Source organism: Shewanella sp. W3-18-1 (assembly GCF_000015185.1).
In the GTDB taxonomy this organism is placed as follows: Bacteria; Pseudomonadota; Gammaproteobacteria; order Enterobacterales; family Shewanellaceae; genus Shewanella; species Shewanella putrefaciens.
Genome location: NC_008750.1, coordinates 1,907,885 through 1,923,205 on the forward strand (window position 1 = coordinate 1,907,885; position 15,321 = coordinate 1,923,205).

The following is a 15,321-nucleotide window of genomic DNA, read 5'->3' on the forward strand; positions in this document are numbered from 1 at the left end:
ATTGGTTTATTCTGTACGATTTAAACGGGTTTCAATCAAGGTTTCGATAACCGCTGGATCGGCTAAGGTTGATGCATCACCTAAGTTGGTGACTTCGTTAGCAGCAATCTTACGTAGGAAGCGGCGCATAATTTTGCCTGAACGGGTTTTAGGTAATCCACTTGCCCATTGGATGAGGTCTGGAGTTGCTAATGCACCAATCTCTTTACGCACCCATTGGCGCAGTTCCTGGCGTAGCTCTTCACTTTCTTCTGTTCCACGGGTTAGCGTGACGTAGGCATAGATACCTTGGCCTTTAATATCGTGTGGATAGCCCACAACAGCGGCTTCAGCAACCAGTTCATGGGATACCAATGCACTTTCCACTTCAGCGGTACCTAAACGGTGTCCAGAGACGTTAATGACGTCATCGACACGCCCCGTGATCCAGTAGTAACCGTCTTCATCGCGACGGGCACCATCACCGGTAAAATACATGCCGCGGAAGGTTTTAAAGTAGGTCAGCACGAATCGTTCGTGATCGCCATACACAGTCCGCATTTGGCCTGGCCAAGAATCGAGTAAAACTAAGTTACCTTCATTCTCACCCTCTAAAATGTTACCCATATTGTCTACTAGGGCGGGTTGTACGCCAAAGAATGGACGGGTGGCTGATCCCGGTTTTGTGTCCGTCGCACCCGGCAGTGGCGTTATTAAAATACCGCCAGTCTCGGTTTGCCACCAAGTATCGACAATCGGACAATGCTCGTGACCAATGACTTCGTGATACCAACGCCATGCTTCTGGATTGATAGGTTCGCCAACTGAGCCCATGATCCGCAGTGTACTTCCATCGAATTGATCAAAATGCTGTTTGCCTTCGGCCATTAATGCACGGATCAACGTCGGTGCGGTGTAAAGGATATTGACCTTATGACGGTCAATCATCTCACCAAGTCGAGCGGGGCTTGGATGATTGGGCACGCCTTCATGGATAAGTACAGTGGCACCATTGGCGAGTGGACCGTAAACCATATATGAGTGGCCCGTGATCCAACCTACATCAGCCGTACACCAGTACACTTCTCCGGCTTTATAATCAAAGACATATTCATGGGTCATCGACGCATAAACCATGTAACCACCAGTGGTATGTAAAACACCTTTAGGATTACCGGTAGAGCCTGAGGTATAGAGTAAAAACAGTGGGTCTTCGGCGCCCATTTCTTCTGGCTGGCAGTGCTCCGATGCGGTTTCAAGTAAGCTGTGCCACCAAACATCACGGCCTTCAACCCAGTCGATTTTGCCACCTGTACGTTTAAGGACGATGACTTTTTCTACGCTAGTGACATCGGGATGATTGAGCGCGTCATCGATATTACGCTTTAGCGGAATGGCTCGGCCACCGCGCATCCCCTCATCAGAGGTGATCACCACTTTTGATTTGCCATCGATCACACGGGAGGCGATAGAGTCAGGTGAGAAGCCACCAAATACGACTGAATGAACCGCGCCAATGCGTGCGCAAGCAAGCATAGCAACGGCGGCTTCTGGCACCATTGGCATGTAAATGGTGACTATGTCACCACGGCGCACGCCTTGACTGCGCAGTGCGTTGGCAAACTTACACACATCTGCATGTAATTCTCCGTAGGTGATTTTGCGTTGTTCGCTGGCGTTATCACCTTCCCAAATAATCGCCACGCGATCACTGTGTTCGGCTAAATGACGATCTAAACAGTTGGCAGAAGCATTCAGGGTGCCATCGTAAAACCAGTTAATTGACAAATTATGATCGTCAAAAGAGGTTTTTTTGATCTTTGTATAGGGTTTTATCCAGTCAATGCGTTTGCCGTGCTCTCTCCAGAAACCCTCTGGGTTGACAATCGACTCTTGGTACATTGTTTTATATTGTTCGTTATTTACAAGTGCATTGGCAGCGATATTGCCGGAGACTTTGTAGAGAGACTGCGAGCTCATAGGGCTTCCCTTTAAAAAAATTGCGTGGACTGAGTATGGTATGCAAGGGGGCGGCAACTCCATTAGACCTTGGTCTAGTGTTAAAATTTCCTTTATATTTAGTCTGTTGCACTCTAAAATCTGGCTAGATTTCATCCATTATTTATCGCATTATAATGGGAAAAAAGAGCAAAATATGAATTTAACCTTAGTCGTTTCCGTCATTGCTGTTTGTTATGTATCACTTTTATTCCTGTTAGCTTGGGGAGCCGAGCGTTGGTTTGGTGGGGTGACAAAAAAGTTACAGGTTGTGATTTATGGCCTTAGTCTTGCCGTTTATTGCTCCTCATGGAGTTTTTTGGGGACTGTAGGGCAATCAGCTAAGGATCTTTGGTCTTTTTTACCCATATTTATCGGCCCGATCCTGATCTTTACTCTGGGGTTTGGCATGTTGCGCAAAATGGTACTTGTGTCTAAAGCACAAAATATTACCTCTGTTGCTGACTTTATTGCCGCACGTTATGGAAAATCCCAAACCCTTGCCGCTCTCGTCACTTTGATTGCGTTGTTTGGCATCATGCCTTACATCGCTTTACAACTTAAGGCGATGGTGTTTAGCCTGAATTTATTTCAACCCGCAGATGATCCCCTTGATGGGGTCACCATTTCGTTATTGATCACCGCATTACTCGCCATTTTTGCCATTTTATTTGGTACCCGAAAACTAGATGCAACTGAGCATAATCCCGGCATGATGCTCGCGATTGCCTTTGAGTCTTTGGTTAAACTTGCGGCTTTTCTGTTAGTTGGGATTGTCATTAGCTTTGGGGTATTTGATGGTTTTGGTGATATCTGGCAGCAGGCAAGTGCCAAATCATTGATCAATAATCCCAATCCGCGTATTGAAGCCTTAATGCCTGAGCTATTAGTGGGCATGGCAGCCTTCCTGTGTATGCCAAGGCAGTTCCATGTCATGGTTGTTGAATGTGCTGATGAGTCCGTCTTATCAAAAGGGCGGTGGTTATTTCCTTTGTATTTAGCATTATTTGGCTTATTTGTTGGACCACTCGCCCTTGCTGGTCAATTGATCTTGGGGGATTCAGTTGCCGCCGATACTTATGTGATCAATTTGCCACTCGCATTAGATCAACCTCTGCTGGCCGTTATCGCTTTGCTAGGGACTTTATCTGCGGCGACGGGAATGGTCATTGTGGCCGTTGTGACCATCAGTGTTATGGTCAGTAATGAATGGTTAGTGCCGGTAATGTTACGCGCTGGGCATATTCGCGAGAAAAATTTTAGCCAATTCTCCCAAATGCTCCTTAATGTTCGCCGGTTAGCTATCGTCATTATCCTTGGTTTGGGCTACTGCAGTTACCTCGCTCTAGCGGACAGTGACTCTTTATCTCACTTAGGTATGTTGTCCTTTGGTGCTTTTGCCCAGCTAGCCCCTGCACTTGTGGGCGGGCTTTATTGGAAGCATGGTAACCGTGCAGGTGTGTTTTTAGGATTAGGCGTAGGTTTTGTCCTATGGTTTTATCTGATGCTCCAAGGTATGGCGGATACTCAAAGCTCTGGCGCACCGATTTCAACCCATTTTGAACTGACCAGTGCGATTCAGCCTAATGTGCGTGATGCCTTAACGGCGTTATTTGTCAATATTGCGTGTTATATACTGGGTTCTATTTGGTTTAGGGCAGGGGTGGCTGAGCGTATTCAGGCCAGTGCTTTTGTGAGCCCCGGTAAACTCAAAAATAATGCTAATAAAAAGAATGGGCCAATTTCACAACAGGATTTATTAATCCTTGCGAGTCGCTTTGTCAGCCCAACCCGTGCCTATGAGAGTTTTAGCCGTTTCTCAACTGATGCGGTTAAAAGTGATAGTTGGCATAAAGCGGCTCCTCCTGCGCTGATTTCTCATACTGAGCGTTTACTTGCCAGCGTCCTTGGTGCCTCAAGTGCGTCTTTGGTAATGGATTCTGTGCTGCAAGGGCGCGATCTTGCTTTGGATGAAGTATTTAGCCTTGTCGATGAAGCATCATCAAAAATCATGCTTAGCCAAGATATGCTACGCGGCGCGATTGAGCATGCCTATGAGGGGATGAGTGTTATTGATAGCGATCTGAACCTCGTGGCGTGGAATTATAAATATGTAGAGCTTTATCAATATCCAGAAGGTTTTTTGCAGCAGGGAATGCCTATCAGCGAAGTGATCCGCTTTAACGCTGCGCGGGGGTATTGCGGGCAAGGGGATATCGAATTACAGGTTGAAAAGCGGGTACAGCATATGCGTAATGGTACGCCGCATACTTCAGAGCGATATCGTAAAGACGGGAAAGTTATTAAAATTCAAGGGAACCCTATGCCAGATGGTGGGTTTGTTATGACTTTTACCGATATTACCCAATACCGTGAGCAGGAACGTGCTTTACTCGAAGCCAATGAAACCCTTGAAAGCAGAGTTAAGGAACGTACCTTTGAACTTGCGATGTTAAATAGCGAACTGTTAGAGGCTAAAGCCCAAGAGGAAATGGCGAATGCGTCTAAGAGTCGTTTTCTTGCCGCGGTAGGCCACGATTTGATGCAACCCTTAAATGCGGCGCGGTTATTTACCGCATCGCTATCCCAATATCCCAATTTAGACCGAGAGGCGCGCACGACCTTATCCCATGTGAATAGTTCGCTGAAAATTGCGGGTGAACTCCTAACCGATTTACTCGATATCTCTAAGCTGGATTCGGGGATGGTGGAGGTAAACCGGCGTGATTTTGCAATATCAGAGCTGCTTAATGGATTATCCGTCGAATTTGAAGCGATGGCGGGGGATAGTCAAATTCGCTTTAAGATGATGCCTTGCAGCGCCACAGTAAACTCCGATCCGTCACTCCTTAGGCGAGTGCTGCAAAACTTTTTAACCAATGCCTATCGCTATGCCCGTGGTGGGCGGGTACTTTTTGGTTGTCGTCATCGGGGGCGCGAACTTGAAATTCAAGTATTAGATACGGGTTGTGGCATTGATGAACGTGAAACCCAAGAGATTTTTAAGGAGTTTAAACGATTAAATAATCCTAAAAGTAATAGTGTGAGTGGTTTGGGTTTAGGATTAGCGATTGCAGATAGGATAAGTAAAGTGCTAGAGCACAGTATTTATGTGTCATCACAACTCGGCCGTGGCTCAGTGTTTTCGATTCGCGTCCCTTTAGGTGAAACCGTGCGCCAACCACAGATCAAAGCTTTACCCTCATTATTACAGCCCTTATCCGGCATTAAGGTGTTGTGCATCGATAATGAGGAGGCGATTTTGGCGGGATTAGAAAGTTTATTAAGTCGTTGGCAGTGCGAAGTTATCTGTGCCAAGAATTTATCAGAAGCCCGAATTAAGCTGGGTTTGAAAGGCGTAGCACCAGATATCGTCTTAGCGGATTTTCATTTGGATGATGGACAAAATGGGGTCGATGCGATGGACGGTATTCGTGCCTTGTATGGGCAAGATTTACCCGGTATTTTGATCACTGCGAATACCCGTAAAGAATTGGTTGAGGATGTGCAGCGCCGTGGTTATCACTATATGGCGAAAATGATTAAGCCAGCAGCACTGCGAGCCTTGATTTCAAGCCTCGTAAAATCAGTCTGACAATCTGAGTAACAAGCAAAAAGCACTGAAATATCAGTGCTTTTTGCTTATACCGTTAAATCTTAAATATTGCTAATTTGCTGTTTAAATTCAGTGAGAGTTCCGCTAACGTCTCACTTTCTTGCGCAAGATAAGTGGCCGACTCAGACACCTCCAATGCGGAGTTATTGATACCACATACATTTCGATTCATATCCTCTGCGACCACACTTTGTTCTTCGGCAGCGGTGGCTATTTGGGTGGCCATATCACTCACATGTTTGATATGGTTGACAATTAAGGATAAATCATTCCCAGCTTTTGTCGATTGCTCAACGCTTTTTTCTGCAAGTTCTCGACTTTCATCCATGGCGTTGGCAGCATTGACGGCCCGCTGCTGTAATCGTGAAATTGTGGTTTGAATTTCTTCAGTGGATTGCCTCGTTCGACTAGCAAGTTGCCTGACTTCATCTGCAACGACAGCAAATCCACGGCCTTGCTCCCCCGCGCGGGCCGCTTCAATGGCGGCATTTAATGCGAGTAAATTGGTTTGCTCTGAAATGGCGCTGATCACAGAGGTGACTTCACTTATTTGCATCACCTCTTCTTTTAATTGATTGACTTGGGAGGTTGCCTGTTCAACCTCTTTTGCAAGGGCATGAATACCATCAACACTCGCATGGACATCTTGGTTACCTAGCCCCGCTTCCCATGTTGCTTCTTTGGTATCTTTTGCCGTGTTTTCAGCATTGTTAGCAACATCTGCAATGGTCGCGCTCATTTCATTCATTGCAGTGGCTAATTGGGCGAGCTGATCCCGTTGATTATTAACCGCTTGGTTCGTTTCTTCTGCTGTTGAGGCTATTCTCGCTGAAGCCTGTGCCACATTATCCGCTCCTTTGCTTGCTTCACTCAGCGCACTGCGGATCGCTGCCATACTTTTGTTTATGTTCTGGGCAAGCTGGCTTAGTTCATCCGTCCCATAAATTTTGAGTTCTATGGTTAAATCCCCTTGGGCAATACCGTGCATTGCCTCGTTGATATCATCAACTGAGCGAATAATGGAATGGCTAATCACATAACCTAGCCAAGCCATAAAGAGGATAAGTACAAAGGTGGTACTTCCCATGATGATATATTCTCGCCAAATAGTGTCTTCGATATCTTGGAGTAACATTCCTGACCCTAAAATCCAACCCCAAGGCTTAAAGCCTATAACGAGTGACATTTTTTGTGCTGCATCCCCAGATGCTGTCATCCATTGGTATTGTAAGACACCATGTTGTCCATTTCGGCCGAGATCGACCATCTTAAACCAGTAATTTTCCTTGTCCGAATCTCCCATTTGCTGTCCAACCAGCTCTTTTCTGATGGGATGGACGACAACACGTCGTGATTCATCAATGACAAAAATATAGTTGTCTCCATCAAAGCGCATATCATTCAGCATCTCCTTCGCTGCTTGCTGAGCTTGCTCCATCGGGAGTGATTGCGCTAGTGCTTGAATACGGCTCATTGCCAATGTTAAGACGGCATTAAGCCGCGCCTCCCTCTCTGTCATCAGATTGTTTTTAAGGGCGTTAGCTGAAAGAAACAGTAAGATTAAGGTGCCCGTAAGTGCTGCAAATAATGGGAGGGCGAGTTTTCGATTAACGCTGATGTTCGCGAGTTTTAACATGTGATCTCCTTGTCTTTGTATCGCGGCTTAAGCTATTCCTCAGCTTTTGTAGTTACAGGGGATGTTAGAAAAAGGGCAACTAAACTGAGCGATATAAGCATTGCCATATTTACTAAATTTTCCAGTTAACCCGCAAAATAAACAGCGTAAACACCAGTCTATTCGTCACAATTGTGAGCAAGGTTGCAATTGCAACATTGCTCATCGCCAATAAGTGATCGTTATTTAGAGACTAGCCATGGCTGATCAATTGCTTAGTGTTGTTTGAGCGAGCTTGAGTTGGGTTTGCTGGCGTAATTGTTGCTGCAACTCGCTTCATTGCTTGAGTGAGTTGGCTTAATTGTGTCGTATTAATGATATAAGGCGGCATAATATAAATCAGGTGTGAGAAAGGGCGAACCCATACCCCTAAATCGACAAATTGTTGTTGCAGTGCGGCTGTATTGACTGGCTCATGCATTTCCAGTACTCCCACGGCACCTAGTACTCGCACCGCCTTCACACTTGGAATTTCAATTGCATCTTTAAGCTCTGTACGCATTTGCTGTTCAATGGCTGCTACTTGGATCTGCCATTCATTCCGATTAATGACATCAAGACTTGCACAAGCTGCTGCACAGGCAAGAGGATTACCCATAAAGGTAGGGCCATGCATAAATACGCCTGCGGGGGATTGGCTTATCCCCTGAGCCACTTCATCAGTACATAGGGTTGCCGCTAAGCTGATATAACCACCGGTCAGCGCTTTACCTAAACATAAGATATCTGGGGTGATTTGGGCGTGTTCATAGGCAAATAGTTTACCCGTGCGGCCAAAGCCAGTGGCGATTTCATCCAAGATCAATAGGATGTTGAATTCATCACACAGGGCACGAAGTCCTATTAAATACTCCGCACTGTAAAAGCGCATACCGCCCGCGCCTTGCATGATAGGCTCGATAATCACTGCAGCAATATCATTATGGTGTGTACTTAAGGTGTTACGCATTGCGGTTAAATCATCCGCTTGTAATGCTTCGCCAAAAGCGGTTTGTGGCGCATCGACAAAGCATTGTTTAGTCACAGCATCCCCAAACATGGTGTGCATACCACCCTCGGGATCGCAGACACTCATAGCAGCAAAGGTGTCGCCGTGGTAGCCCTTTTTAACAGTCAGAATGCGTTGCTTCTGAGGTTGTTCTTGGCCTTGCCAATATTGCAAAGCCATCTTGATGGCGACTTCGACGGCGATGGAGCCAGAGTCGCATAAAAAGACTTTTGTTAGCGGCTCACAGGTCATGGCAATGAGCTTTTTACACAGTGCGATAGCGGGCTCGTGGGTAATGCCGCCAAACATCACATGGCTTAGTTGATGTAGTTGCTTTTCCATCGCACTCAATATGTCGGGATGGGCATAACCATGGACGCATGCCCACCATGAACTTGTGCCGTCAATCAGTTTACGACCATCGATTAACTCTAACTCACAGCCCTTTGCACTGTGCACGCCAAAAACCGGAAGAGAGTGGGTCATGGAGGTGTAAGGGTGCCAAATATGGGCACTGTCAAAGTCAAAATCGAGTAAATTACGCATAATAGCTCACATTTTTGGTTGTAAAGTAATCAGTAGTAAACTTGCCTTACTGGTTGGCGTTGACAGTTTAAGGGCTGAGGTTATCCTAGCCAAGATAAAAGACAGAATAATAAAAGGTGTGTAATGTCGCAGTTGCAAGTTCGCCATGATTGGAAGCGGGAAGAGATCGAAGCCTTATTTGCGCTACCGATGAATGACTTATTATTTAAAGCCCACAGTATTCACCGTGAGGTGTACGATCCTAATGAAGTGCAGATCAGCCGTTTGCTATCAATTAAAACGGGGGCTTGTCCTGAGGATTGTAAATATTGCCCGCAGAGTGCTCGCTATGATACAGGTCTAGAGAAAGAGCGTTTGCTGGCGATGGAAACCGTGTTGACCGAGGCACGCAGTGCGAAAGCCGCGGGAGCTTCCCGTTTCTGCATGGGTGCAGCTTGGCGTAACCCCAAAGAAAAAGACATGCCATACCTTAAGCAAATGGTACAAGAGGTCAAAGCCTTAGGTATGGAAACCTGCATGACGCTTGGTATGTTATCCGCTGAACAAGCGAATGAGTTAGCAGATGCTGGACTAGATTATTACAACCACAATTTAGACACTTCGCCTGAATATTACGGTGATGTGATCACGACGCGTACCTATCAAAATCGTTTAGATACATTAACTCATGTACGCGCATCTGGGATGAAAGTGTGCTCAGGTGGAATTGTCGGTATGGGTGAAAAGGCAACTGATCGCGCAGGCTTACTGCAACAACTGGCTAATTTACCGCAACATCCTGATTCAGTGCCTATCAATATGTTAGTCAAAGTGGCGGGGACGCCGTTTGAGAAGCTTGACGATCTCGACCCACTCGAATTCGTGCGTACTATCGCCGTGGCGCGTATCTTAATGCCACTTTCTCGCGTGCGTTTATCGGCGGGTCGCGAAAATATGAGTGATGAACTGCAGGCGATGTGTTTCTTTGCTGGTGCCAATTCGATTTTCTATGGTTGCAAATTGCTAACCACACCTAACCCAGAAGAAAGCGATGATATGGGGTTATTCCGTCGTTTAGGTTTGCGTCCTGAGCAGGGCGCCGTGGCAACCCTTGATGATGAACAGGCGGTGCTGGCTAAAGCGGCTGCCCATCAAGATAAATCAACAGCGCAGTTCTATGATGCTGCGGCGCTGTAATTAAATGAGTTTTCAGCTCGATGCGAAAATAGCTGCTCGTCAACAGGCTTTGTTTGAGCAAGGACTGCTGAGACAACGTAACGCCTTATGCACAGACAGTTTATGCGCTGATAGCATAGGAGATTTAAGTCCTCGATTTTTATTCGAGGGGGGTAGCTATCTTAATTTCAGCAGCAACGATTATTTAGGTTTATCCCGTAACCCCGCGTTGATTGAAGCGCTGCACAGTGCGGCGCTTCAATATGGGGTAGGCAGCGGCGCATCCCCCTTAGTGACAGGTTACAGTAAGGCACATTTTACCCTTGAGCAAAGGCTCTGTGAACTGACAGGTCACGAAGCGGCGTTGCTCTTTAGTTCAGGTTTTAGTGCGAATACTGCCTTGATGAAAACCCTGTTTGATAAACAGGATATAGTCGTTGCCGATAAGCTAGTGCATGCCTCTATTATTGATGGTTTATGCGATAGTGGCGCCGATCTTAAGCGTTTCCTACATAATTGCCTCGAGAGCGCCGAGCGGCTCCTTAGCCGTAACTCTGCATCGGCGCTTATCACCGAAAGCGTATTTAGTATGGATGGAGACTGTGCGCCGGTCGCCGCATTATCGACCCTCTGCCGTCAACATCATACTTGGTTGATAGTCGATGATGCCCATGGTTTTGGTGTACTGCCCGGGTTTGATGCTGGCAAAGCTGCCGAACTTATGGATGTGCAAGTGGTAACCTTTGGTAAGGCTTTAGGTTGTCAGGGCGCTGCGGTTTTAGGTAGCAAAGCCTTGATCGACTTTTTGGTGAGTAATGCCCGTGAATACATTTATTCTACGGCACTTTCGCCCGTAAATGCAGCGCTGGCATTGGCCGCAACTGAGCACTGTGTTGCACACCCTGAACTGCGGCTAAAGCTTCTTGAAAATATTCAATTATTTAAACAGTTATGTCTTGAGGCAAAAGTGCCGTTACTCGGTTCAGATACCGCTATTCAGCCAGTGATCATTGGCGATTCCCAGCAAACTTTAAGGATTTCAAGTGCGCTAAAGGAGAGAGGGATTTGGGTTGGGGCGATTCGTCCACCCACTGTGCCTGTTGGATCCGCGCGGCTTCGCATTACGTTAACGGCATCCCATAGTGCCAGTGATATTGCCTACTGTGTCAATGTGCTCGCTCAGGTGCTGGATAATGCTCATCTGCCTTCGGTCAGCGAGCGTGAACGTCCAGAGTAATCTCGTTTGAGCGATGTTATCTTTTATGCCGTTTCTTTGTCGTTTATGACAAAAGTCCATTATTCATGCTGACTTTGGACTGTACCAATATGAGTATCGTGAGTGAATGCAGATTGTAAAAACAGAATGTGAGTTGTTATGAACCAAATCAAGTCGAGTGAGCTTAGCTATGCAGGGGATATCCAAGTTCCGTCGATTGCGGAGCGTTTTTCCGCTGCCGCCCATCACTATCAAGATCATAACAAGTTACAGCGACTGAGTGCCGCGAGTTTACTGGACGGTTTTATTGCTACTGGCAATCTTTTAGATATTGGCGCAGGACCAGGAACTCGGTTTGAATTTCCACAAGCGGCAATCTCTAAGCCGAAGGTTTTTGCGCTAGATATTGCCTTGGGGATGCTGAAAAAACTGAAGCAGACTTATCCTCATTACCAAAGTATTTGTGCTGATGCCGCGCAATTACCTTTGGGTGAGGGTACTATGGATAGCATCTACTCCAATCTTGCATTGCAATGGTGTGCGGATTTTCCGGCTGTGGTTGCCGAAATGGCGCGGGTGCTAAGGCCAAATGGTGAATGCCATTTGGCGATTGTTGCCGATGGTAGCCTTAATGAATTGTCAGCATTAGGCCTACGAGTCAATGCTTTTTCTCCTATGGATGAGTTAATCGGTGCTTTTGATTCTGAGAAATGGCAACTATCCAAGGTTACATTAGTCCCAATGACAGTACATTTTGACACACTTAAAGCACTGCTTTATTCCATTAAAGGGGTTGGCGCTTCTGTTCAATCTTACCGTGTTAGCGCATTGCCACATGGTGAAATACTTAAGCTTCGCGGCCGCAAAGATTGGCAGGATCTCATCTTACATGCTGAAATGTTGCGCCAACCGCAAGGCTTACCTCTGACTTATCAAATTGCACAAATTCGTGCGCGTCGATTAGGTTAACCGAATCGGATAACGGGGTAGTTTAATAAAGGATCTAATATGTTTTTTGTAACAGGAACAGATACCGACAGCGGTAAGACCTTGGTTTCATCGGCATTATTAACCGCAGTAAATCGTTTAGGTAATATCGCCCATGCTGACTCCGCTGTGAGTATCCTTGCGGCTAATACTATGTTGACTTTAGGTGTTAAGCCTATTGCCTCTGGCTGCACGCAAACCTCTGAAGGATTGCGTAATGCCGATGCGTTACAGTTGATGACGTCATCGTCACTAAAACTTGCCTATCCCGTCATTAACCCATTTACCTTCGAACCTGCGATTGCACCGCACATTGCCGCCGCCCAAGTGGGCGTGAGTTTAGCGCCTGAAGTTATTATTGAAAGTTTAGATTTAGTGGCATTTGCTCAAGCGGATTTTTGCTTGATTGAGGGCGCGGGGGGCTGGCGTTTACCCTTAGGTGATGGCAGGTATCTTTCGGAAGTCGTACAGAGATTAGAACTGCCTGTGATACTCGTGGTTGGCATGAAACTCGGTTGCTTAAATCATGCATTGCTGACTCAAGAGGCGATATTGGCCGATGGGCTTAAGATTGCAGGTTGGGTCGCGAATAGTGTCGATCCGAACATGAGTATGTTTGAGGAGAATCTGACGAGTCTTAAAGAGATGATGACTGCACCTTTCCTCGGTTGTGTGCCATTTCTCGATGAGCCCTCGGCTGACAATGCGGCGAATTTTTTACATTGTGAAGCATTACTAAAGCGGGTTATTCCTGAAGCTAATTAACCGGAGTAGCTCGGCATGTTGCTTTTAGTGTTATGCGAGCTGTATTTAGCAAAAGGTCACACCTGACCCTTTGCTAACAGTATGAAAATTAAGATAAGCCTAATAACTTAGACGTAATTCTGCAAACCAAAAACGCCCCGGACTGATATAAAACTGGTTGTATTGTTCATTGAATAAGTTATTGATCCCTAATGAAGCTGTGATGTTGTCGGAAACAAAATAAGTGGTTTTTACATCGGTTAACATAAAGGAGTCTGTTGAGCCTGGCACGTGAGTCACGACATCCGTATTGGTTACATTCGTAAATCGCTTACTTTGATAGCTATGGTTTGCAGTGATATACCAATCGCCTTGGCGCCAATTCAGGTTCAAGTTGTACATCTTTTTTGGGGTATGGGGGAGTGCTTTACCGACAACATTCGGATTGGGGTCTTGGGTGACTTCACTGTCCGTATAAGTGTAGTTGGCTGACCAGCCTAAACCGTAGTGCCATGTGCCTTTGAGTTCTAACTCGACTCCTTGAATTTTTGCCTCAGCGACATTTTGAGGCATACTGATACCATCAACCGTTTGAGTTGCAATTCGATCATCAATCTCGGAACGGTAAATCGTCGCTATCGCATTGATATTATTTTGAAAGCTGTGGTCAACCCCCAACTCCCATGACACCAAAGTCTCTGGTTTTAAATCAGGGTTACCGACATAGATATTTCCTCCTAGGTTTGCGGTACCAAAAAACTCGTACAAATTGGGCGCTCGAAAAGCTTTGCCTAGAGAGGCGCGGTAACTGGTATTGGTACTGGGTTTATAAACCATTGATATTTTAGGGCTGATAGGGGAGTCCGTTACCTTGTCATAGGTAATACTGCCAGTTCCACCTGCTTGAGTATAGGAGTGAGATTCTCCACCGCGCATTTTCCACCAATCTTGTCTGGCACCGATATAGGCAGTGAATTTATCATTCAGTTGCCAAGCATCTTGGACATAAAAAGAACGTATTTGGTCTTTGGCTGTGGTGTCCGCCGACATAAATACTTTGGACGTTGGATCTGTCCAATTGCTTAAGCTCCAACGCTCTTCAGTGACATCCCCTTCGTTTGCAGCGACTCCTAGCACTAGCGTATGGTTATCACCTAGGGGCATATCTAGCTGAACATCAATGCTTTTTCTGGTGCTTTCAGTTGCAGGTGCTAGCCGACCATCGCCACCCTCAAAGGTGACTGGATTTATGGGGGCATGTCCAGCATTGGCGGTGGTGAGTCCTGCAATAATTGTCGTAGTCTCTTTACTAATATGCCCAGCGGAGATGTGTAAATTGATTTGATCCCAGCTTGTACTCAAATTTAACCCTGTATTGGTTTGCGTTGTACTTCCCCCTCGAGCAAATAACGCACCATTTAGCCAAGTCGTCATGGGGATATTGCTATAGGTTGGAATGTTATCGATCTTGCCTGATGCTGTGACTTCGGTGGTGCGTAGTAGGCTATGGGGCTGATCATAACCATATACTGAGTCTGAGTTAGCGTAGCTAAGGTTTAGACGAGTATCATCTGATGGGGTGTAAGTTAATCGAAGGCCGTAGGTTTCATCATTGAACCAGTTATCTCCCATATCACCAATAAGATTACTTTTTCCTCCGACGTTAGTTGTGTAGGGGACCCAACCTGTAACGCCTTCGGGAAGTTTATCAATAACAGCATCGGACGCATTTACATGGGTTGTTGGATAACCATCGGTTTCACGCTTGCGGTAGTTTGCGCCTAATGTAACGGAATCCAGTATTTTTAAGGTACCCTGTAAGGCTTGATCGCTAAAATTTTCAGGAGCGATACTATCAGCTGGACCGCCTATACCCAGCTTCATTGAAAAACTGTTTTCTTCGGGGACTTTGGTAAAAATATTGACGACACCGCCAATAGCATTACCACCATAAAGGCTAGAAAAGGGGCCGCGTACAACTTCAATTTGCTGCACATTTTCACTATCAATCATCGTCCAGTTGACTTGCCCATTGCGGGAATCATTTTGGGGAACACCATCGACTAGCACTAATGTATCTCGCGCATTACTCAATCCCCGTATCGTGAGCGATGGAGTGGTTTCCATAAATCCTTTAGTACGTCGGTCCATTACACCTGCAGTTTTTCCTAAGGCTTCATCAATGGTAAAGAGTGTCATTCCTTGGATATCTTCTTCCGTGATCACATTGATGGCGGAAGGGGAGGATTTAATATCCTGCGCAGTACGTGTTGCTGAAACGACGATGATCTCCATTTCATCGGTCTCTTTTGTGGTTGATGCTTGTGCTTGCATACCCGTGGTAGCAAGAAAGAGTGTTAGCGCGAGTACACTTAAAGGATAAGGAATATGGGGGCTGCGGCCTAGATACATCATTA

9 protein-coding genes are annotated in these 15,321 nt (G+C 46.1%); 5 read left to right on the top strand and 4 right to left on the bottom strand.

The features are described 5' to 3' along the window. Nucleotides 1-6: 6 nt before the first annotated feature. Entirely contained in the window at nt 7-1,959 is a 1,953-nt protein-coding gene (acs, locus tag SPUTW3181_RS08675) for an acetate--CoA ligase (RefSeq protein WP_011788994.1), read from the bottom strand. Nucleotides 1,960-2,134: 175 nt separating this feature from the next. Here acs and SPUTW3181_RS08680 point away from each other — a divergent pair, with 175 nt between their 5' ends. Further along, nucleotides 2,135-5,572 carry a NahK/ErcS family hybrid sensor histidine kinase/response regulator gene (locus tag SPUTW3181_RS08680; protein ID WP_011788995.1) on the top strand — a complete coding sequence of 1,146 codons (3,438 nt, stop codon included), beginning with the start codon at nt 2,135-2,137 and terminating at the stop codon, nt 5,570-5,572. Between the two features lie 55 nt (nt 5,573-5,627). Here the strand turns inward: SPUTW3181_RS08680 and SPUTW3181_RS08685 are convergent, their stop codons facing one another. Together SPUTW3181_RS08685 and bioA are read right to left on the bottom strand one after the other, a co-directional pair. Next, a complete protein-coding gene (locus SPUTW3181_RS08685; protein ID WP_011788996.1) occupies nt 5,628-7,229 on the bottom strand; it encodes a methyl-accepting chemotaxis protein in 1,602 nt (533 codons plus the stop codon). 232 nt (nt 7,230-7,461) lie between these two features. Then, a complete protein-coding gene (bioA, locus tag SPUTW3181_RS08690; protein ID WP_011788997.1) occupies nt 7,462-8,802 on the bottom strand; it encodes an adenosylmethionine--8-amino-7-oxononanoate transaminase in 1,341 nt (446 codons plus the stop codon). A 123-nt stretch (nt 8,803-8,925) separates the two neighbouring features. Here bioA and bioB point away from each other — a divergent pair, with 123 nt between their 5' ends. From bioB to bioD, 4 genes are all read left to right on the top strand, one after another. Further along, nucleotides 8,926-9,978, top strand: a complete 1,053-nt coding sequence (gene bioB / locus SPUTW3181_RS08695; RefSeq protein WP_011788998.1) for a biotin synthase BioB — start codon at nt 8,926-8,928, stop codon at nt 9,976-9,978. A 4-nt stretch (nt 9,979-9,982) separates the two neighbouring features. Next, entirely contained in the window at nt 9,983-11,194 is a 1,212-nt protein-coding gene (locus SPUTW3181_RS08700) for an aminotransferase class I/II-fold pyridoxal phosphate-dependent enzyme (protein ID WP_011788999.1), read from the top strand. Between the two features lie 138 nt (nt 11,195-11,332). After that, a complete protein-coding gene (gene bioC / locus SPUTW3181_RS08705) occupies nt 11,333-12,142 on the top strand; it encodes a malonyl-ACP O-methyltransferase BioC (RefSeq protein WP_011789000.1) in 810 nt (269 codons plus the stop codon). Between the two features lie 39 nt (nt 12,143-12,181). Further along, nucleotides 12,182-12,925, top strand: a complete 744-nt coding sequence (gene bioD, locus SPUTW3181_RS08710; protein WP_011789001.1) for a dethiobiotin synthase — start codon at nt 12,182-12,184, stop codon at nt 12,923-12,925. Between the two features lie 99 nt (nt 12,926-13,024). Here bioD and SPUTW3181_RS08715 read toward each other — a convergent pair whose 3' ends face one another. Continuing rightward, entirely contained in the window at nt 13,025-15,319 is a 2,295-nt protein-coding gene (locus SPUTW3181_RS08715; RefSeq protein WP_011789002.1) for a TonB-dependent receptor, read from the bottom strand. Nucleotides 15,320-15,321: the final 2 nt, after the last annotated feature.

Coding starts and splice junctions, on each gene's coding strand:
- SPUTW3181_RS08715 (WP_011789002.1), bottom strand. CDS start 15,319: ATGATGTATCTAGGCCGCAGCCCCCATATTCCTTATCCTTTAAGTGTA.
- SPUTW3181_RS08680 (WP_011788995.1), top strand. CDS start 2,135: ATGAATTTAACCTTAGTCGTTTCCGTCATTGCTGTTTGTTATGTATCA.
- acs (WP_011788994.1), bottom strand. CDS start 1,959: ATGAGCTCGCAGTCTCTCTACAAAGTCTCCGGCAATATCGCTGCCAAT.
- bioA (WP_011788997.1), bottom strand. CDS start 8,802: ATGCGTAATTTACTCGATTTTGACTTTGACAGTGCCCATATTTGGCAC.
- SPUTW3181_RS08700 (WP_011788999.1), top strand. CDS start 9,983: ATGAGTTTTCAGCTCGATGCGAAAATAGCTGCTCGTCAACAGGCTTTG.
- bioD (WP_011789001.1), top strand. CDS start 12,182: ATGTTTTTTGTAACAGGAACAGATACCGACAGCGGTAAGACCTTGGTT.
- SPUTW3181_RS08685 (WP_011788996.1), bottom strand. CDS start 7,229: ATGTTAAAACTCGCGAACATCAGCGTTAATCGAAAACTCGCCCTCCCA.
- bioB (WP_011788998.1), top strand. CDS start 8,926: ATGTCGCAGTTGCAAGTTCGCCATGATTGGAAGCGGGAAGAGATCGAA.
- bioC (WP_011789000.1), top strand. CDS start 11,333: ATGAACCAAATCAAGTCGAGTGAGCTTAGCTATGCAGGGGATATCCAA.